Origin of the sequence: Vibrio sp. T9 (assembly GCF_003123985.1) — a bacterium.
Taxonomy (GTDB): domain Bacteria; phylum Pseudomonadota; class Gammaproteobacteria; order Enterobacterales; family Vibrionaceae; genus Vibrio; species Vibrio diabolicus.
On the sequence record NZ_NIGY01000007.1, the window covers coordinates 61898 to 81608 of the forward strand.

13 protein-coding genes and 4 tRNA genes are annotated in these 19711 nt (G+C 44.7%); 6 read left to right on the plus strand and 11 right to left on the minus strand.

The genetic code is table 11. The features are described from left to right. Positions 1 to 27: 27 nt before the first annotated feature. From CBX98_RS15225 to gyrA, 3 genes are all read right to left on the minus strand, one after another. Entirely contained in the window at positions 28 to 582 is a 555-nt protein-coding gene (locus CBX98_RS15225; protein ID WP_109169694.1) for a hypothetical protein, read from the minus strand. 41 nt (positions 583 to 623) lie between these two features. Next, the gene (locus CBX98_RS15230) at positions 624 to 1247 is read right to left on the minus strand and encodes a cytochrome c (protein ID WP_006743142.1); all 624 of its coding nucleotides are present in this window, start codon (positions 1245 to 1247) and stop codon (positions 624 to 626) included. A 123-nt stretch (positions 1248 to 1370) separates the two neighbouring features. After that, entirely contained in the window at positions 1371 to 4091 is a 2721-nt protein-coding gene (gene gyrA, locus CBX98_RS15235) for a DNA topoisomerase (ATP-hydrolyzing) subunit A (RefSeq protein ID WP_005394780.1), read from the minus strand. A 480-nt stretch (positions 4092 to 4571) separates the two neighbouring features. Here gyrA and ubiG point away from each other — a divergent pair, with 480 nt between their 5' ends. The 4 genes from ubiG to yfaE all read left to right on the plus strand — a co-directional run bounded on the left by ubiG (position 4572) and on the right by yfaE (position 9559). Next, positions 4572 to 5279, plus strand: coding sequence for a bifunctional 2-polyprenyl-6-hydroxyphenol methylase/3-demethylubiquinol 3-O-methyltransferase UbiG (ubiG, locus tag CBX98_RS15240; protein WP_031780424.1), 708 nt, complete (start codon positions 4572 to 4574; stop codon positions 5277 to 5279). 501 nt (positions 5280 to 5780) lie between these two features. Next, positions 5781 to 8063 carry a class 1a ribonucleoside-diphosphate reductase subunit alpha gene (gene nrdA / locus CBX98_RS15245; protein ID WP_005394788.1) on the plus strand — a complete coding sequence of 761 codons (2283 nt, stop codon included), beginning with the start codon at positions 5781 to 5783 and terminating at the stop codon, positions 8061 to 8063. An 81-nt stretch (positions 8064 to 8144) separates the two neighbouring features. Then, on the plus strand, positions 8145 to 9278 hold the full coding sequence (gene nrdB, locus CBX98_RS15250) for a class Ia ribonucleoside-diphosphate reductase subunit beta (protein WP_005376818.1): 1134 nt from the start codon (positions 8145 to 8147) through the stop codon (positions 9276 to 9278). Then, entirely contained in the window at positions 9278 to 9559 is a 282-nt protein-coding gene (gene yfaE, locus CBX98_RS15255) for a class I ribonucleotide reductase maintenance protein YfaE (RefSeq protein WP_005376817.1), read from the plus strand. The genes nrdB and yfaE overlap by 1 nt, the downstream gene beginning before the upstream one ends. Positions 9560 to 9654: 95 nt before the next feature. On the opposite strand, the gene CBX98_RS15260 is transcribed toward yfaE, so the two are convergent. Continuing rightward, on the minus strand, positions 9655 to 10887 hold the full coding sequence (locus tag CBX98_RS15260; RefSeq protein ID WP_109169695.1) for a CinA family nicotinamide mononucleotide deamidase-related protein: 1233 nt from the start codon (positions 10885 to 10887) through the stop codon (positions 9655 to 9657). A 193-nt stretch (positions 10888 to 11080) separates the two neighbouring features. On the opposite strand from CBX98_RS15260, the gene CBX98_RS15265 reads away from it, so the two are divergent. Then, positions 11081 to 11983, plus strand: coding sequence for a DUF3943 domain-containing protein (locus CBX98_RS15265; protein ID WP_031780425.1), 903 nt, complete (start codon positions 11081 to 11083; stop codon positions 11981 to 11983). Between the two features lie 226 nt (positions 11984 to 12209). After that, the gene (locus tag CBX98_RS15270; RefSeq protein WP_005394795.1) at positions 12210 to 12722 is read left to right on the plus strand and encodes an ACT domain-containing protein; all 513 of its coding nucleotides are present in this window, start codon (positions 12210 to 12212) and stop codon (positions 12720 to 12722) included. Between the two features lie 78 nt (positions 12723 to 12800). Here CBX98_RS15270 and nspC read toward each other — a convergent pair whose 3' ends face one another. The 7 genes from nspC to CBX98_RS15305 all read right to left on the minus strand — a co-directional run bounded on the left by nspC (position 12801) and on the right by CBX98_RS15305 (position 19528). After that, positions 12801 to 13934 (minus strand): carboxynorspermidine decarboxylase, encoded by a 1134-nt coding sequence (nspC, locus tag CBX98_RS15275; protein ID WP_005394797.1) that lies wholly within the window; start codon positions 13932 to 13934, stop codon positions 12801 to 12803. Between the two features lie 103 nt (positions 13935 to 14037). Beyond that, positions 14038 to 15282, minus strand: coding sequence for a carboxynorspermidine synthase (locus tag CBX98_RS15280; protein WP_012841628.1), 1245 nt, complete (start codon positions 15280 to 15282; stop codon positions 14038 to 14040). 18 nt (positions 15283 to 15300) lie between these two features. Then, positions 15301 to 18177, minus strand: a complete 2877-nt coding sequence (locus CBX98_RS15285) for a pyridoxal phosphate-dependent class III aminotransferase (protein WP_109169696.1) — start codon at positions 18175 to 18177, stop codon at positions 15301 to 15303. A gap of 911 nt (positions 18178 to 19088) precedes the next feature. Next, positions 19089 to 19164: transfer RNA gene (locus CBX98_RS15290), tRNA-Gly, on the minus strand. 13 nt (positions 19165 to 19177) lie between these two features. Continuing rightward, positions 19178 to 19264, minus strand: a tRNA-Leu gene (locus tag CBX98_RS15295). 77 nt (positions 19265 to 19341) lie between these two features. Then, a tRNA-Gly gene (locus tag CBX98_RS15300) sits at positions 19342 to 19417 on the minus strand. Positions 19418 to 19454: 37 nt separating this feature from the next. Next, positions 19455 to 19528, minus strand: a tRNA-Cys gene (locus CBX98_RS15305). Positions 19529 to 19711: the final 183 nt, after the last annotated feature.

Genomic DNA, 19711 nt, shown 5'->3' on the forward strand with positions numbered 1-19711 from the left:
GTTTGATAGAAGGCAGAGGAAAACAGATTAGCGACGAGGAAGTCTCGGCCTAGGCTGAATATGTGGACGTGTTTTAGGCATCTGCACATTTGGGCGTGTAACTGGGCGCTGGATCTTCGTTTCCGGCAATGCTTTTCTTTGTTGAAGCTTTTCTGCCACGGCTTTGTCTTGTAAAGCCGTAGGCTCGATGCGCTCGGGGCGGTTCTCCCACTTGGTTTGAATCTCCTGCTTTTGCTCGTCAGGCAGCGATTGCCAATGATCGTCAAGCTGTCGCTTCATGTTATCGATATTGGCGGACATATCATCGTCTTTCCAATCTTCGACTTTGTCTTTGATGGATTGCTGTTGCTCTTCATCCAAGCCATTCCACCACTCTTCTAGTTTATCTTTGTATTCATCGTCGTTGTCGCAACAACCCGGATAGTAATAAATCCAGTAGTCGTCATGATCGTACCACCAAGGGTCGTAATAACCGGAAGAGTAATAAACCGTAGATGAGGTGCCAGAATGTTCGGAAGAGCTACAACCCACTAACACGGAGCCGCACAGCACCACAAATATTCCGAACGCTTTATTCTTCATTCGTCCCCCACCTTTCTTCTATTACTTATTAGAGTCTACGCCTACAACAGCTCTTTCGCTTTATTGATCGAGTTAATAATTTGTACTCGATCTAAGCTTGGATCGTTCGAGTCGAGTAATAGCACCCAAGTATCAATGGCTTCCTGAAAGCGGAATGACAGAAAATGATCATTGGCAATCAACGACAAAGCCGCTTCATTATGCGGTTCTATCTGCAAAGCTTGTTCTAGAAGCAAACTGACTTCTTGCGTCATTGATTGCTGGTGAATGTAGTATAAGGTCGTCGCTTTCGCAGCAAGTTGCGTGGCACCGACCGGCTCAGTTAGTTGGATGGCGTAATCAAAACAAATCAGTGCGCCATCCAGTTCTCCCTCTAGCAGGTAGCCCTGCCCTAACTGAAACCACAATTCGGCATTGTTTGGGTCTTCACGTAATTGGTCTTGAATTTCCTGCATGATATCGCGAGCAGTCATCATTCGAGAGACTTCAGCTTGAATAGGTTGTGGAGGAGATTGACGCAACAATAAGAAGCTAGCGCTGGTTAACACTAGTACCAAAGCACAAAAACCGAACCATTGTGCCGCTCTTACTCTTGAAGCGCTGAGCGATAATACGACGACGAATAATCCCATCAAAGTGATGGCAATGAAAAACCAAACAGACATAACGCGCTCCCTAGACAAACTGAGTATTAGTGTACTGGTTTAATGCTTGTATTGCGTTGATACAGGTACAAAAAAGCCGAGCAACTGAGGCTCGGCTTTTTACATTAGAATAGTAACGAAAGATTACTCTTCGTTACCTTCCTCTGCATCATCAGCGGCTGGCGCTTCTGGAGTATCTTGCTGCGTATTTTCGTCTGTTGACTCTAACGCTTCTGCTTCTTCACCAGCAGGCAGCTCTTCGTCATCAACTTCTTCAATACGTTGCAAACCAACAACAGATTCGTCTTCCGCAGTACGGATAAGCGTTACACCTTGCGTGTTACGACCAACCTGGCTAACTTCACCCACACGAGTACGTACTAGTGTACCAGCGTCGGTGATCATCATCATTTCATCACCTTCAACAACCTGGATAGCACCAACTACCGGGCCGTTTCGCTCAGAAACTTTGATAGAAACGACACCTTGAGTGCCTCGACCTTTTGTCGGGTACTCGCTCAGCGCTGTACGTTTACCATAACCGTTTTCTGTAACCGTTAGGATGTCGCCTTCGTGCGAAGGAACGATAAGTGATACAACTTGGTCATTTTCAGCCAGTTTCATACCACGAACACCAGAGGCAGTACGACCCATAGGACGAACACCTTTAAACTTGATCTCTGGCTGACCATTCTCATCAAGAACTGGCTTACCATTTTCGTCAAGTACTGGAATTTCTTCTGCTTCTTTAAAGCGAACCACTTTACCCGCTTTAGAGAACAGCATGATTTCGTTTTCGCCGTTAGTGATATCCACACCGATTAACGAATCGTCTTCACGTAGGTTTACCGCAATCAGACCATTTGAACGAACATTTGCAAATTGGTTCAACGGCGTTTTCTTAACCGTACCGTCACCTGTTGCCATGAAGATGAATTTGTCTTCAGAGAATTCATCAACACGTAGAATCGCGGTAATGCGCTCACCTTCTTCTAGTGGAAGGATGTTCACAATTGGCTTACCACGAGCAGTGCGGCTCGCTAGAGGCAATTGGTAAACTTTCAGACGGTATGTTTTACCGCGAGTAGAGAAACACAAGATATTATCGTGGGTATTCGCCACTAGAAGACGCTCAATGTGGTCTTCATCTTTCATCTTGGTCGCACTCTTACCTTTACCACCACGGCGCTGTGACTCGTAGTCGCTCAGTACTTGGTACTTAACGTAACCACCGTGCGATAGAGTAACCACAACGTCTTCACGTGCGATCAGCTCTTCCATGTCGATATCATGGCTCGCAGCTGTGATTTCTGTACGACGAGCATCACCAAAGCCGTCACGAACCGCTTCAAGTTCTTCGCGGATCACTTCCATCAAACGCTCAGTGCTTGCAAGGATATGCATGAGTTCAGCGATTTCTTCTAGAAGTGTTTTGTATTCGCCAAGAATCTTCTCGTGTTCTAGACCTGTTAGTTTATGTAAACGTAGATCTAGAATTGCTTGTGCTTGTTGCTCAGTCAGGAAGTACTGACCATCGCGGATACCATATTGAGGCTCTAGCCATTCAGGGCGTGCTGCATCAGTACCTGCACGCTCTAGCATTGCTGAAACGTTGCCTAAATCCCAACCACGAGCGATAAGGCCCGCTTTTGCTTCAGCCGGTGTTGGCGCCTTACGGATAAGCTCAATGATTTCATCAATGTTGGCAAGCGCTAGCGCTAAACCTTCAAGGATGTGGGCACGTTCACGCGCTTTACGTAGTTCGAAAATAGTACGACGAGTCACAACTTCACGACGGTGATCAACGAAGCACTTCAACATATCTTTCAGGTTGAATAGCTGTGGTTGGCCATTGTTTAGGGCCACCATGTTGATACCGAAAGTGGTTTGCAACTGAGTCTGAGCGTATAGGTTGTTTAGAACCACTTCGCCCACAGCGTCGCGCTTACATTCAATAACAATACGCATACCGTCTTTATCTGACTCGTCGCGTAGTGCACTGATGCCTTCAACTTTCTTATCTTTAACTAGCTCAGCGATCTTTTCGATCAAGCGAGCTTTGTTTACCTGATATGGGATCTCAGTGACGATGATGGTTTCTTTACCATTCTTCTCCACTTCGATGTCCGCTTTCGAACGCATGTAGATTTTGCCGCGACCTGTTTTGTACGCGTCTACAATGCCTTTACGACCGCTGATCAGCGCCGCCGTTGGGAAATCAGGACCAGGAATGTAATCCATTAGTTCATCAATAGTGATTTCTTCATTATTGATGTATGCAAGACAGCCATCGATCACTTCGCCAAGGTTATGAGGCGGGATGTTGGTTGCCATACCTACTGCGATACCAGAAGCACCGTTAACCAATAGGTTTGGAATTTTAGTTGGAAGAACCGCTGGGATCTGCTCAGTACCGTCGTAGTTTGGTACGTAGTCTACGGTCTCTTTGTCTAGGTCAGCCAATAGTTCGTGGGCAATTTTTGCCATTCGAACTTCGGTGTAACGCATTGCCGCAGCAGAGTCGCCATCGATAGAGCCAAAGTTACCTTGACCATCGACCAGCATGTAACGAAGCGAGAACGGTTGAGCCATACGTACGATTGTGTCGTACACAGCACTATCACCGTGTGGGTGATATTTACCGATTACGTCGCCGACAACACGGGCTGATTTTTTATATGGTTTGTTCCAATCGTTGCCTAGTACGTTCATCGCGAATAAAACGCGGCGGTGTACTGGTTTTAGGCCATCACGCACATCTGGAAGAGCACGACCCACGATGACTGACATCGCATAGTCTAGATATGAACCTCTAAGCTCATCTTCAATGTTTACGGGCGTGATCTCTTTAGCTAAATCGCTCATAGAGCCATTATCCCTCTATTATCTGATCGTAATTACGATACGTGTAAGGTGCAAAAATATAACACACAATTCATCACTTCGGCATCACTTTCCCTCTCCTTTTATCAGGTTGTGAGCTTGGTTATGAATCAAATGTCGAGAATTTGCACACTCATCCCATATCTTTCTGATTAGTGGTTATATTTCGGTCAATATTGAGCAAAATCGGACTCTGTACGTATGGAACTTAGTTGAAATCGTTAATCCCAATATATCCACACAACGTCAAAAATGCCGGTTTTAGAGTATTGTCACTGGCACTAGTTCAAGGATGAACCAAAAACATGCAAGCCCTTTCAAAGTTACAGGAGCCTGTTGTTGCCGCACCAGTGAACTCTGTCATTGTCCCTTCACTAAGCACGTCGAGGTTGTTTGGTTATAAAACGTTGGAGTATACTGACGCCCTCTAAAGGACTCAGATTGAATGCAATAAAACCAATTATGACTAAAGCACAAAACGTCGACCCAAGTGAAATTAAGAAATTCGAGGACATGGCTTCTCGATGGTGGGATTTAGAAGGCGAGTTTAAGCCACTTCACCAAATTAACCCACTTCGTTTGAACTATGTACTTGAAAAAGCAAATGGCTTGTTTGGCAAGCGAGCACTTGATGTCGGCTGTGGTGGTGGCATTCTTGCTGAAAGCATGGCGAAAGAAGGCGCTATTGTGACTGGACTTGATATGGGCAAAGAACCTTTAGAAGTCGCGCGACTACATGCATTAGAAACAGGTACTCAACTGACCTACATTCAGAGCACAATAGAAGACCACGCTATAGAAAACGCAGGGACTTACGATGTCGTGACTTGTATGGAGATGCTTGAACACGTTCCAGATCCTCTCTCCGTTATCCGCTCTTGTGCTGCGCTAGTAAAACCTGGTGGTCACGTGTTTTTCTCAACCTTGAACCGAAACATCAAGTCATACTTGTTTGCTATTGTCGGTGCAGAGAAACTTCTTAAGATTGTTCCTGAGGGGACTCACGAGCACGAGAAGTTTATCAAGCCTGCCGAAATGATGAAGATGATAGACCAAACTGACCTAACGGAAATGGGCATTACGGGCCTGCATTACAACCCTCTTAATGACAGTTACAAACTCGGCCGTAATGTAGACGTAAACTACATCGTTCATACTAAAAAATACTGAACGCCATTATGTTAAAAAATGCGTTTTGTGATTGACATTTTTTGTAGAAAATGAATCGAAAGCGGTAGCACAAAGTTGCCGCTTTTTTTGTCTTTTTATGCCTAAAATTCGTGCTCTAGATTCCATTTTAACCAACCTATTTTTCGTAGATAAAAACGACCAAAGATCAAGGAAAATATTTTTGCATGCGGTTATTTCTAAACCGATCTCAAAACCGTGCTTTTAACCATTCAAGTCTGCCCTTTTCTCATCGGTTAGTGTTCACTTACTGATTTTTTTCATTTTGTCAGTTATCCACAAGTCATCCCCGATCTGTACCTTGATAAATCAGTGTAATAGCACTATCTTGTAACCCGCAAACAAATGAACCCCTATATGTTGTGTTTAAGCGACAATATATAGATAGACTTTGATCACAAAGCCGCCGCAAGCTTTACTCATATTGCACATAAACAAACAAAAATACGGCTTTTATCAGTTTTCTTAGGGAAATAAAGCAGAATGAACCAACAACTTACCGTCACCAAGCGTGATGGCCGTAAAGAAAGTATCGATCTGGATAAAATCCACCGCGTTATCACTTGGGCTGCAGAAGGTCTAGATAATGTTTCGGTTTCTCAAGTAGAACTTCGCGCTCACATCCAGTTTTACGACGGCATCACAACGACAGATATTCACGAGACAATCATCAAGTCTGCGGCAGACCTGATCTCTGAAGAGACTCCGGATTACCAATACCTAGCTGCTCGCCTAGCGGTATTCCATCTGCGTAAAAAAGCGTATGGCCAATACGAGCCACCAACGCTTTATGATCACGTGTCTCGCCTCGTCGATATGGGTAAGTACGATCAACATATTCTAGAAGACTACACAAAAGCAGAACTCGACGAACTTGATGCGTACATCGACCATAAACGCGACCTAAACTTCTCATACGCGGCAGTTAAGCAGCTAGAGGGCAAGTACTTCGTACAAAACCGTGTAACGGGCCAAATTTACGAAAGTGCTCAGTTCTTATATATCCTTGTAGCAGCGTGCCTATTTGCGAAATATCCAAAAGCAACGCGTCTTGATTACATCAAGCGTTTCTACGATGCGACATCGACATTTAAGATTTCTCTACCTACGCCAATTATGTCTGGCGTACGTACCCCTACTCGCCAGTTCAGCTCATGTGTTCTGATCGAGTGTGGCGACAGTCTTGATTCTATCAACGCAACAGCAAGCTCGATTGTTCGTTACGTATCTCAGCGCGCTGGTATTGGTATCAACGCTGGTCGTATCCGTGCATTAGGCTCAGAGATTCGCGGTGGTGAAGCGTTCCACACTGGCTGTATCCCGTTCTACAAATACTTCCAAACCGCAGTCAAATGTTGTTCGCAAGGTGGTGTTCGTGGTGGCGCAGCGACTGTATTCTACCCAATGTGGCACGGCGAAGCTCGCTCCCTAATGGTGCTTAAAAACAACCGTGGTGTTGAAGAGAACCGTGTTCGTCACATGGACTACGGTGTACAGCTGAACAAACTGATGTACCAACGTTTGGTTGAGGGTGGCAACATCACACTATTCTCACCTTCAGACGTACCAGGTCTATACGACGCATTCTTCGAAAACCAAGAAGAGTTTGAGCGTCTATACGTGAAGTACGAGAACGATCCTTCAATCAAGAAAGAAACGGTTAAAGCGATTGAAATGTTCACTCTGCTAATGCAAGAGCGTGCATCAACAGGTCGTATCTACATTCAGAACGTGGACCACTGTAATACTCACAGCCCATTCGATTCTGAAGTAGCGCCAGTTCGTCAATCGAACCTATGTCTAGAAATCGCACTGCCAACGAAGCCATTAACTAACGTTGAAGATGACTCGGGCGAGATCGCACTATGTACGCTTTCTGCCTTCAACCTTGGTGCTATCAAATCTCTAGATGACTTCGAAGAGCTATCTGATCTTGTTGTTCGTGCGCTAGATGCACTGCTTGATTATCAAGATTACCCTCTACCAGCGGCATACAAATCGACGATGAACCGTCGTACGCTAGGTGTTGGTGTGATCAACTTCGCTTACTACTTAGCGAAGCATGGCGTGAAATACTCTGACGGTAGCGCAAATGGCCTGACTCACCGTACGTTCGAAGCAATGCAGTACTACCTACTAAAAGCATCGGTAGAACTGGCGAAAGAGCAAGGCAAGTGCCCTTCATTCGACGAAACGAACTACGCGAAAGGCTTACTGCCGATTGATACGTACAAGAAAGATATCGACCTAATTTGTGACGAAGCGCTGCACTACGACTGGGACAGCCTACGTAAAGAAATTATGGAGCACGGCCTACGTAACTCAACACTGACTGCGCTAATGCCTTCTGAGACCTCTTCTCAGATTTCAAACGCCACTAACGGTATTGAGCCACCACGTGGTTATGTTTCAGTAAAAGCTTCGAAAGACGGTATTCTGAAGCAAGTTGTACCTGAGTTCACTGAACTTAAAGACAACTATGAACTGCTTTGGAACATCGGTTCGAACGACGGTTACCTACATCTTGTGGGTATTATGCAGAAGTTTGTTGACCAAGCTATCTCTGCTAATACTAACTACGACCCGTCACGTTACGAGACTGGCAAGGTACCGATGAAGAAACTACTTCAAGACCTGCTAACAGCGTACAAGTTTGGTGTGAAAACGCTTTACTACCATAACACTCGTGATGGCGCAAAAGATGAACAGAAAGACGCTGTTCAACCACAAGATGACGATTGTGCTGGCGGCGGTTGTAAGATTTAATCTACCCGCACCTAACACTCCGTAAAGACAGACTATCGATAACCTCCCCTTATGGGGAGGTTTAAAAGGAATTGAGGCATTATGGCTTACAGTACTTTTAACCAAAAAAAGAATGACCAATTGAAGGAACCAATGTTCCTAGGTCAATCAGTAAACGTTGCACGCTACGACCAACAAAAGTTTGAGATTTTCGAGAAGCTTATCGAGAAACAACTTTCTTTCTTCTGGCGTCCAGAAGAAGTAGACGTATCTAGCGACCGTATCGATTACAACAAACTGCCAGATCACGAGAAGCACATCTTCATCTCTAACTTGAAGTACCAAACGCTTCTAGACTCTATCCAAGGTCGTAGCCCTAACGTGGCACTGCTGCCGCTTGTATCTCTGCCGGAACTAGAGACTTGGATTGAGACTTGGTCTTTCTCTGAAACGATTCACTCTCGTTCTTACACGCACATTATTCGTAACATCGTGAACGACCCTGCTGTGGTATTTGATGATATCGTTGAGAACGAGCACATCCTGAAGCGTGCAAAAGACATCGCGCACTACTACGACGATTTGATTCAAGCGACGAATGATTACCATCGCTACGGTGAAGGTGAGCATGTCCTTAACGGTGAAACAGTTAAGGTTAGTCTGTACGACCTTAAGAAGAAACTGTACATCTGTCTGATGTCTGTGAACGCTCTAGAAGCGATTCGTTTTTACGTAAGTTTCGCATGTTCTTTCGCTTTCGCAGAACGCGAACTAATGGAGGGTAACGCGAAAATAATCAAACTGATTGCACGTGATGAAGCGCTTCACCTGAACGGTACGCAACACATGATCAACCTGCTACGTAACGGTCAGGATGATTTCACTTTCATGCAAATCGCAGAAGAAGCAAAACAAGACTGTTTTGACCTATTCAAAGAAGCGGCTGAGCAAGAAAAAGAGTGGGCAGAGTATCTATTCAAAGATGGCTCTATGATCGGTCTAAACAAAGACATCCTAAGCCAATATGTTGAATACATCACCAACATCCGTATGCAAGCAGTAGGTCTACCTGCAGCTTATCCAGAAGCAACAACCAACCCAATCCCATGGATTAACGCTTGGTTGTCTTCAGATAACGTTCAAGTTGCACCTCAAGAAGCGGAAATTTCTTCTTACCTTGTGGGTCAAATTGACAATGAAGTTCGCGCAGACGACTTCGAAGGATTCGAGCTGTAATGGCAACACTCAAAATCAACAAACTCATCAGTATTGAATCCAACCCTTCCAATACAATTTTGGAAACAATGGAGCAAGCTGGCTTATTACCAGAATACAACTGTCGTGATGGGCACTGTGGCGCTTGTCGCTGCAAGTTGGAATCTGGTGAAGTGGAGTATGTTGGTTTTGCCATGGCTTACACGCAAAGTGATGAGATATTACCTTGTATCTGTAAAGCAAAATCGGATTTGTCACTCAGTGGCGTTAACTACGCGATGAAAGAAAAGCAGCGCGCATAACGTGACTCGACGGTATAAAACGCAAAAGCCAAGGTGATTACCTTGGCTTTTTTGTATCTACGTGTTTTATCTCTCAGGCTGTTATAGGTCTCTGGTTATAAAGCACTACCTGGGAGATGCATCTCTTTAACTTTCTCTAAAAATGCATAATGTGCAAACATCGGTTTACGTTCTAGGTAACGACGCAACAAGTCTAGTGCTGCAGTGCTGATCACTTTAACTTGATCATTGCGCTGATACTTTTTCGAGAGTTTATATAACGCTCCCCACTCGCCTGACGGTGTCGATAAAGCGACGGAAAAAACACCCTCTTCAATATGGCCAGTGACGAGTGATAAATCCGTCCCACACTTCTCTCGCGTCGCTCCTGCCAGAGCAAACGTTTCTGCTAATGGGTCTCCGCTGTTGCTCATCGCTTGAGTCTGGCTTGGTAGTACCCAACCATGTCCAAGTTGCCTTTCAGCGTTTTCATCACTATTTAACCAATAAGTTAAGTATCCACCACTGCTTTTTTCGGAAACCGACACGGTTAACTCTTTATCCACCAACAGCTGGCCGACATTTTCAACCATAGGTAAATCAATACTAACGGTATTGCTTTCAAGATGCTTATTGATCATCTGTACCAACTTCAAACGCTGTTCAAGCTGGTCAGAAGGGCCAAAGAGTTTCACTTCAATAAAAGGTAAGTAAGAGCGATAACCAAGCTCATACCCTTGAGGAAGTTTTAGCTGATCAAGCTTGTCCGAGATGCCGGATTCGGAAAGGCCAAACGTATAGATTCGACTACAACATGAACCTTGCACCTCTGGAAAAGCTCTTCTCAGATCAGGCAAAATTTGCGTCTCTGCCATAAGCTTAAATTCACTTGGCACACCCGGCGTAAAATAAAAAATGGCATCATTAATCAGCATCTTGAAACCACAGGCCGTGCCTATCGGGTTATCCAGAATCTCAGCCGTTTCTGGTAGCATGGCTTGTTTTAAATTACTGTCTGGCATTGGGATGCCACGTCGAGCATACAAACTTTCTAGATGCTGCAACCACTCTTTGAAAAGCACGAGTTTACACTCAGCAGCTCTCGCGGCAGCAGCCGCACTCATATCATCGGTCGTTGGCCCTAAACCACCATTCACGATCACCACGTCATTGTTGAAGCTCAACATTAAAAACTCTTCAACCAAGCTCGACAGGCTATCACCAACCGTTGAGCGCTTTGTTAAGCCAAATCCATGTTGATAAAACAGGCTAGATAACCATGCCGCATTAGTATCAACAATATCACCGTGGAGCACTTCCTCACCGGTACTAAGCATTGCTATTTTCACAACTGACTCCTGAACATAAGCACAATCCTATTATTCGTTATAGTGCTTATTTTTCTTTTTATTTGGACGAATCTCGACGAGATATATTGGGACTAAATAAGGATCAAGTATTTAAATGGTTGATGTTTTGAGGGATAATTGCGAGCCCGATCATCACACCATCAACTCGGAGACCTTTGTGTCAAAATCATCCATGTTCAAGAAAACTCTAACTGGCCTTTGCTTGACTTCGTCAGCGCTTGCGCACGCAAGTCAGTACGATATGACCAGTCATACGGAGTTTTCTTACACACCTGATTGCTTGTCAGGTTACTGCGAAACGACGACTCTGTACACCTTCGAGTCTCAAAATCGCGGTCTTATGTTTGAACAGAATAATGATGATTCATTAAATCTTGATGCAGGGCTTCAGCCTAAACATCTCATTATCCCTCAAGATAAAGACTGGGATTACCTCATGGGTCAAACATACACCATTCTTGGCCTGAGTATCGCAACCGTTGGTATGATGACTTTCCTTCCAGAAAGTATCACTAAATGGGACGAAGAAGACCGAGACATGAGTAAGCTGGGTCAAAAATGGAAAGATAATGTCTCTGACGGGCCTGTTTGGGATCGTGATGAACATGTCCTCAACTACATCATGCATCCTTATTTTGGCGGCGTTTACTACACAGCCGCACGCCACGCTGGCTATAACGAGTTTCAGTCATTCTTGTACTCCGCAACCATGTCAACGTTCTTTTGGGAGTACGGAGTAGAGGCATTTGCAGAAGTGCCATCTTGGCAGGATATTTTTATCACACCATTCTTTGGTGCTGTGGTTGGCGAAATGATGCTCACTGCTGAGCAAGATATTGTAGCAAACGGCGGCGAAGTCATGGGCTCTGAAACCGTCGGTGATGTATCACTCTTCTTCCTAAACCCTGTTGGGCATATCCATTATTGGGTAACCGATGCATGGGGCGGTAGTGCAGAACTACAATTTAATTCATCACCTTGGTTTGGTAATCAAGACGTCGCAAAATTCGCAATGGACGCAGGCGCCAACTACGACAGCCAATTTTACGGTGTCGAACTAAAAGTAACATTTTAGCCTTGACTTGAGTTGATACTCAGTAGAAAAGCAGCCTTATGATGGCTGCTTTTTTGTGCCCTAAACATCGTTTTAATTATTTGCTTCACGAATTAGTGTCAAAAATTGACTTTCATCAAACATAACCCTCCCCTAGCACCTACACTAAATAAAAGGATTTATTCCAATAACTTAAGTAGCACGTTTATTCGTACTGCGTCCAAACCTTATTCCAGGAGGGGACATTATGAACACCGTATTTATTGTTAATTTTGTCGGACAAGCGTCACCCGCAACCATCAAAGAACTCGCAGCAATCACTCATGAAAATGGCGGTAAATGGCTGATAAGCAAAGTAAACTTTATCGAAGATCAAGTTGCAGGTGTCATCAAAGTAGAGCTTCCAAGAGAAAATGCCGACATCGTTAAAGAGGCGTTCTCTTCATGTCAAACTCTTGTGGTTAGGTTCGTTGACTCGGATCCTCACTCGCATCGTGAAGACACTATCTTTCAGCTTCGCTTAGATGCCAACGATAGAGCAGGTATTGTGAATGAAATTACTCACGTTCTCGATAATCAAGGCATTTCAATTCTAGATATGGATTGCCAACGCGTATTCATTGCAGGCGGCGGTGGGGTAAGCTCCAGCTTATTCAGCGCAAAAATGGCGATTAAATTGCCTAGCGAGCTAGAGATAGAGGACGTGGCTAATGAGTTAGAATCTCTGAGTGAAGACACTCGTGTAATTGTAGAAAGCTAACTGCATACCTTTAACGCTTCCCCAATAAAAAAGAGCAGCAATTCAGCTGCTCTTTGTCGTTCTAATACTCAATACGTTTTATTTCACCGACCACTGAGATAGTGAACGTTTGAAATCAGAGTAGTCAAATTCATTCAGTTTTTGAATGTCACCATTCGAGCGTTCACAGTAAACCGAAGGCATACGTAGACCGTTAAACCAGTTCAGTTTCACCATGGTGTAACCTGCACTATCTAGAATGTGAAGACGCTGTCCGATCTCGAGAGGCTGTTCGAAGTTCGCCACGCAAAACTGGTCACCAGCTAAACAAGAGCACGATCCAATCACGTATTCATGTTCACCGTTTTCAGATGCTTCAAGAATGGACGCTGGCTCGTTGTAGATAAGCGTATCCAAACGGTGAGCTTCTGTTGCTGAATCGACAATCGCCGTCTTCTTCACGTTCTCCACGATATCAACCACTGTTACGACAAGATCGGTTGTCTTAGTGATGATCGCTTCACCCGGCTCTAGATACATTTGTACGCCGTGTTTCTCTGAGAATGCTTTAAGCGCCAAACCCAACTTCTCGATGTCGTACCCCGGCCATGTGAAGAAAACGCCGCCACCCATGCTTACCCAGTCCAGCTTATCTAGGTACTCGCCAAACTGCTCTGAAATAGCATCGAGTAAGCCGATAAACGCATCCACGTCTTTGTTCTCACAGTTCATGTGGAACATCACGCCATCAATACCATCAAAAATTTCCGGTTTGATGTGGTCAGCCTGAACACCAAGACGAGAGAATTGACGAGCTGGGTTTGCTAAGTCTTGCCCTGCGTAGCTCACACCTGGGTTTAGGCGCAAGCCAATCGATGCTTTACCTTCGACAATATGACGATAAGCCGCTAACTGTGACTGAGAGTTAAAGATCATCTTGTCACAGATGTCCGCCACGTCGCGAACGTCATCTTCGCTGTAACCCACACTGTATGCGTGTGTTTCGCCGCCAAACGTTTCGTAGCCAAGCTTCACTTCAAACGGGCCAGAGCTGGTTGTTCCGTCTAAGTAAGGCTTGATGATGTCGAATACACCCCATGTTGAAAAGCACTTCAGTGCTAATACAAGCTTCACACCAGAGATGTCTTTTAGCTGTTTTGCTTTCTCTAGATTCTCAATCAGCTTGTCTTCATTGATCATGAAGTATGGCGTTTTTAGTTCGTTTTGTTGCATTTTGATACCTTACGTCCCTTCGCCTTAGCAAAGGCACTATAAAATCGAACAAAGCCGACGCAAGTGCATCGGCTTAAACGTACAAATAAGAGTCGCTAAATTCTTACTTCAATTTATGGATAACAGGTTGTCCTGGCTCCAGTTCTTGAACATGCCAATCTAGACCAATCGATGGCATGGTTTCTAGGAATGGGTCTGGATCTAGCTGCTCCATGTTGAACACGCCTTTGTCTGCCCACTTACCACGGAAAAACTGCAAAGCCGCGGTGATCGCAGGTACGCCAGTGGTGTATGAGATAGCTTGGTGTTCAACATCTTCGTATGCAACTTCGTGATCTGCGTTGTTGTAGATGAACACACTGCGCTCTTTACCGTCTTTTTTACCTTGAACCCAAGTACCGATACACGTTAGGCCAGTGTAACCAGGAGCTAGTGATGTTGGATCTGGCAGCAACGCTTTAAGCACGTGCAAAGGTTGAACAACCGTGCCGTCGTGAAGCGTTAGTGGATCTGGGCTGAGTAGACCGATGTCACGCATTACATTGAAGTAATTTAGGTAACGGTCACCAAAGCCCATCCAGAATTCGATACGTTTCGCCGGGATGAACTCTTGCATAGATCGAACTTCGTCGTGCGCCATTGAGTACACTTTATGTGAACCACAGTTCGGGAATTCAAACTCAAGCATACGTGAGTGACAAGGTACTTGTTTCCACTCGCCGTTTTCCCAGTAGAAGGAATCACCTTGAATCTCAAGCATGTTCGTTTCTGGGTCAAAGTTAGTTGCGAACTTCTTACCGTGGTCACCTGCGTTTACATCCATTACGTCGATAGTATCGATTTCATCGAACAGATGTTTCACCGCGTATGCAGCAAACACCGATACTACGCCCGGATCGAAACCGGCACCAAGAATACCTGTGATACCCGCCTCTTCAAACTTCTCACGGTAGCCCCACTGCCAATCGTAAGCTTGAGGTACTTGTTGGCCTTCAGAGCACAAGTCAACCGCAACAGATGTATCAAGGTATGACACTTTAGCTTGGTAACATGCTTCCATAATAGACATGTTCACCCAAGGAGGACCCGCATTGATCACTAAGTCAGGCTGCACTTCTTTAATTAAAGCAACTAAAGAATCTACGTCGTCCGCGTTTACCGCACGAGCTTCTAGTTTCTTAGTTGAATCTTTCAGATTGTTTTTCTTCTGAATCGATTCGATGATTTTCTCACACTTACCTACGGTACGTGATGCGATTGTGATATCACCCAGAACGTCGTTGTTTTGTGCTGCTTTATGTGCAACTACCCAGCCAACGCCGCCTGCACCAATCTGTAGAATTGCCATAGTTTTCCGTTACCTTTGTTAAACTAGCTCTGCCGCTAGCGTATTGATTTTTGAGAGCAAAGATTCAAAGTCCGCCGTCGTCAGACACGGGTTCAAAATCGTAAATTTCAATGCAGTTTTACCGTCGACAATGGTTTCACCCAATATCGCGATACCGCGTGTTAACGCTTCTAAGCGCAACGTTTTATTCAGTTCATCAAGATCCGCTGATTCATGTATCGCGCGGAACAGAACCGTAGATAGCGATGGTTCAGCCAACAACTCAAAGTGTTTGTTATCTCGAATCATGTCCGCAACTTCAAGCGTCTGATCAAGCAAATGATCGTACATATCGCCTAGGGCTTTTGGCCCCACGCTTTGCATCGTCATAAACACTTTTAGCGCATCAAAACGCTTAGTTGTAGCAATAGACTTATCCACCAAGTTCGGTAGTTCGTCGTGCTCGCGGTTCAAATAGTCTGCATGATGAAGCAGGAACTTAAAGTTAGACTTGTCATTCACCAACAGCGCACCACAACTGATGGTTTGGTAAAATAACTTGTGGAAGTCTACGCTGATGGAGTGTGCACGCTCACAACCTTTCAAACGGGCTTTTTGGCTACTTAGAATCAGAGCTCCCCCGTATGCACCGTCGACGTGCATCCACATGTCATGTTTCGCTGCCATATCGGCGATAAAGTCTAGGTCATCAATAGCACCGTGATCCGTAGTACCCGCTGTGCCGACAATTGCAAATGGGATCAAACCTTCTGCTTTTGCCTGATTTAGAACTTCGTCTAACTTAGTGACATCCATCGTTCCATCGGCATTAGCATCGACGGTCATAACCGCTTTTTCACCCAATCCCATCCAAGACGCTGATTTTTGAACCGTGAAGTGGGATTTTTTCGAACACACTATACGCAGCTTGTCTGCGTATTCAGGAAGGCCAAGCTTTTGAATTGAGTGCGCACTGAGTTTGTCAGCAATCCAATCACGCGCAAGCATCAAACCCATTTGATTACTTTGCGTGCCGCCGCTCGTGAAGATACCGTCCGCTTTTTCACCTAACTCGTATTTATCGCATAGCCAGTTCACAACTTTCTGTTCAACATAAGTCGCTGATGAAGCTTGATCCCATGAGTCCATTGACTGGTTCAAAGCCGCAATCATTGCCTCTGCGGCAATAGCAGGCATCAACGGTGGAGTATGAAGGTGAGCAATACAATCTGGATGTTGAGTAAAAATCGCATTTTTTGCGACCAACTCGGCAGCATCATCAATAACCGTTTTGAGAGGCGCATTTTTATTGTCAAGATCAACAGCATGGATCGCTGCTTCCAATGCTTTTGGATCCATACCTGAGTATGGTGCAGCAACCTGTTCAAACACTGATTTCATTGCTGTCGTAGTGTGATTCATCACCGAAGCAAACTCATTGCTGCCCAACTCTCCAGTGTGGATGAAATGCTTCTTCCATTCATCTTGTGGCTGAGTTTCGATGTGACTACCGCCGGCTGCTAAAATCGCGTCTTCAAATACACGTAAAGCAAAGTCGATTTGCTCAAACGAGATGATAAGAGGAGGAAGGAAGCGAATTACTGCACCTTCACGTCCGCCTTTCTCAACGATCAAGCCACGCTCAAGTGCTGCGCGTTGAATGGAAAGAGTGAGTTCACTATCCGCTTGAGGTTCGCCAAATTTATTGAGCTCGCCGTTTGGATTTTTAATCTCCACACCAAGCATCAAACCTTTGCCACGTACTTCCGCGATACAGTTCACGCGCTTTTGAATGCTTTCAAGACCATAGCGCAAATACTGGCCCGCAATATTGGCATGCTCAACCAGATTGTCACGCTGGATGATTTCTAATGCTTTCGCACCAGAGACCATGGCTAACTGATTGCCACGAAACGTACCTGTGTGTTCGCCCGGCTTCCAAGTATCATGCTGCTTGTTGATAACCAATAGCGACATTGGTAAGCCACCGCCAATAGCTTTTGATAAACACAGGATATCTGGAACAATTCCCGACTCTTCAAATGCGAAATTGTAGCCAGTTTTACCAACACCACACTGGATCTCATCGAAGATCAGTAAGATACCGTGTTCATCACAAATACGACGTAACTCTCGCAGCCAGAATGCTGGCGCAGGAACAACACCACCCTCACCTTGCACTGGCTCAACGATGAGCGCAGCAGGCTTCATAATGCCCGATTCATCATCGTTTAAAAGACGATCGATATAGCGAATGCTTGCTTTCGCACCTTCATCACCGCCAAGCCCAAATGGACAACGCAGATTGTATGGGAAAGGCATAAAGTGCACATCTGACATTAAACCAGTTCGACGCGCTTTCGTACCTAGGTTGCCCATCATGCCCATTGTGCCGTTAGTCATACCATGATATGCGCCACGAAAAGCAAACATGGTGTTGCGACCAGTAGTCTGCTTTGCGAGTTTGATCGCGGCTTCAACTGCATCGGCTCCAGACGGACCACAAAATTGGATAACGCTGTTCTCACTTAACTCTTGAGGAAGAAAAGATTTAACAGATTGAATAAACGTCGTTTTTGCTGATGTTGCAATATCTAGCGTCTGATATGGCAGACCCGAATCTAATTGCTCTTTCAGAGCTTGGTTTATTTCAGGATGGTTATACCCCAAAGCTAGAGTGCCCGCCCCCGCAAGGCAGTCTAAAAAGATCTGTCCACGTGTATCTTCAACCAAGCAACCAAAAGCTTGTTTGATTGCGATTGGCAAGCGACGTGGATAAGAACGCACTTCAGATTCATGCTCAGCCTGATCAATCAATACTTGATCTGGCGTTAAGTCATACGTTCCCTCAACGATAGGAACCTGAGACGAAAAAATGTTTGCGATATTGCTATCGACTTCAAAGGCAGTGCTCATACTACATAATCCCTTGAATTATAATAATTCTATATCCTGTATTAATAATCATTGGAATGAAGTTACAGGAGGTGTGTATACCCCTCCGCATTTGTCAGTGCAAAATGACAAATACAGATCATCTGCCACGATATTCGTGACTTTATATGTAAAAGGGATTAATCAAGGTTCCGTAATGCACCCGTTTTGTAAAACAGGACATTTCGGCAGTATGAAGCTGATTAGTGTGTGTTTATTCAAAGGTTTCAATGTTGGGTTTCCCATTAATATGCCGCTTTTACAGCATTAGTATCCCGTCTATCGACAAAAGGCTTTGCCGATACCTACCCTACGCAGTGTCACAATCAGCTTGAATGGTCACTACGCGTATCCCCCAGAGATCAAACGTTGTTAATTACGCTCCGAGATTGCGCGCGAATTTATCACAAAATAAAATCTTCTGGCAACGATTTTTCATATTAGTAACAGTGACGCAAATCACAACAAAGTTCCCCCTAGTGATATTTGTACATTCATACTCATCTACAACGCTTTTCTTCTTTTCTCAAATACCTGTTATTTAAACAAATATCCTTACAATATCAGCACCATGAACCAAAACGGTTTATGAACATACCACTCTCTAATCGTAGAACATTATTTTCAGTATCCAAGGTATTTAACAGAGCTAGTATTTACGTTACTGCTCAGCCTAAAGCGATGAGTCTTTATTCACAGAACTTTGATTGACTAAACTTAAACTAGCTGGATGGGTATGGCCATGAAGTGACGTTGCTATGACTAAAATTAACAAGAAGTTAAGTTAGTAAGCTGAAGGAGCTCAGTGCTTAACGAAATCCATCACAGAGAAGAAATTTAAGATTTGAAGAAATACAAAAAAGGCCCAACATTTTCATGCTGGGCCTTAAATCTGGAGCGACACACGAGGTTCGAACTCGTGACCTCAACCTTGGCAAGGTTGCGCTCTACCAACTGAGCTAGTGTCGCGTTTAATATGAGATGGTGCCCCGGGCCGGACTTGAACCGGCACAACGCGAACGTCGAGGGATTTTAAATCCCTTGTGTCTACCAATTCCACCACCAGGGCACACAAATATTCTTTGTGATGCCTTTACAGAAAAGTAAAACACCATCTGATACCGCTAACGCCATATCAATAAAATTTGGAGCGACACACGAGGTTCGAACTCGTGACCTCAACCTTGGCAAGGTTGCGCTCTACCAACTGAGCTAGTGTCGCATTTATTCTCGAAAGCCATTCACTCTCAAAAGAATAATGGAGGCGCCTCCCGGAGTCGAACCGAGGTCCACGGATTTGCAATCCGCTGCATAGCCACTCTGCCAAGGCGCCTCATTTGTGAATAAAGCTAAGCTTTTTCACCACCCTACTGAGCTGTGCTCTCTTGGGTACGGGATGCATTCTACGGATTCGAGCGATCGAGTCAACACTATTTTTATTTTTTTAAATCGTTTGACTAGAATTTGTGCGAAAGACGGTAGATTGCTTAGTTTTAATACTAAAAATCGCTTAAAT

Coding starts and splice junctions, on each gene's coding strand:
- CBX98_RS15225 (WP_109169694.1), bottom strand. CDS start 582: ATGAAGAATAAAGCGTTCGGAATATTTGTGGTGCTGTGCGGCTCCGTG.
- CBX98_RS15230 (WP_006743142.1), bottom strand. CDS start 1,247: ATGTCTGTTTGGTTTTTCATTGCCATCACTTTGATGGGATTATTCGTC.
- gyrA (WP_005394780.1), bottom strand. CDS start 4,091: ATGAGCGATTTAGCTAAAGAGATCACGCCCGTAAACATTGAAGATGAG.
- ubiG (WP_031780424.1), top strand. CDS start 4,572: ATGACTAAAGCACAAAACGTCGACCCAAGTGAAATTAAGAAATTCGAG.
- nrdA (WP_005394788.1), top strand. CDS start 5,781: ATGAACCAACAACTTACCGTCACCAAGCGTGATGGCCGTAAAGAAAGT.
- nrdB (WP_005376818.1), top strand. CDS start 8,145: ATGGCTTACAGTACTTTTAACCAAAAAAAGAATGACCAATTGAAGGAA.
- yfaE (WP_005376817.1), top strand. CDS start 9,278: ATGGCAACACTCAAAATCAACAAACTCATCAGTATTGAATCCAACCCT.
- CBX98_RS15265 (WP_031780425.1), top strand. CDS start 11,081: ATGTTCAAGAAAACTCTAACTGGCCTTTGCTTGACTTCGTCAGCGCTT.
- CBX98_RS15270 (WP_005394795.1), top strand. CDS start 12,210: ATGAACACCGTATTTATTGTTAATTTTGTCGGACAAGCGTCACCCGCA.
- nspC (WP_005394797.1), bottom strand. CDS start 13,934: ATGCAACAAAACGAACTAAAAACGCCATACTTCATGATCAATGAAGAC.
- CBX98_RS15280 (WP_012841628.1), bottom strand. CDS start 15,282: ATGGCAATTCTACAGATTGGTGCAGGCGGCGTTGGCTGGGTAGTTGCA.
- CBX98_RS15285 (WP_109169696.1), bottom strand. CDS start 18,177: ATGAGCACTGCCTTTGAAGTCGATAGCAATATCGCAAACATTTTTTCG.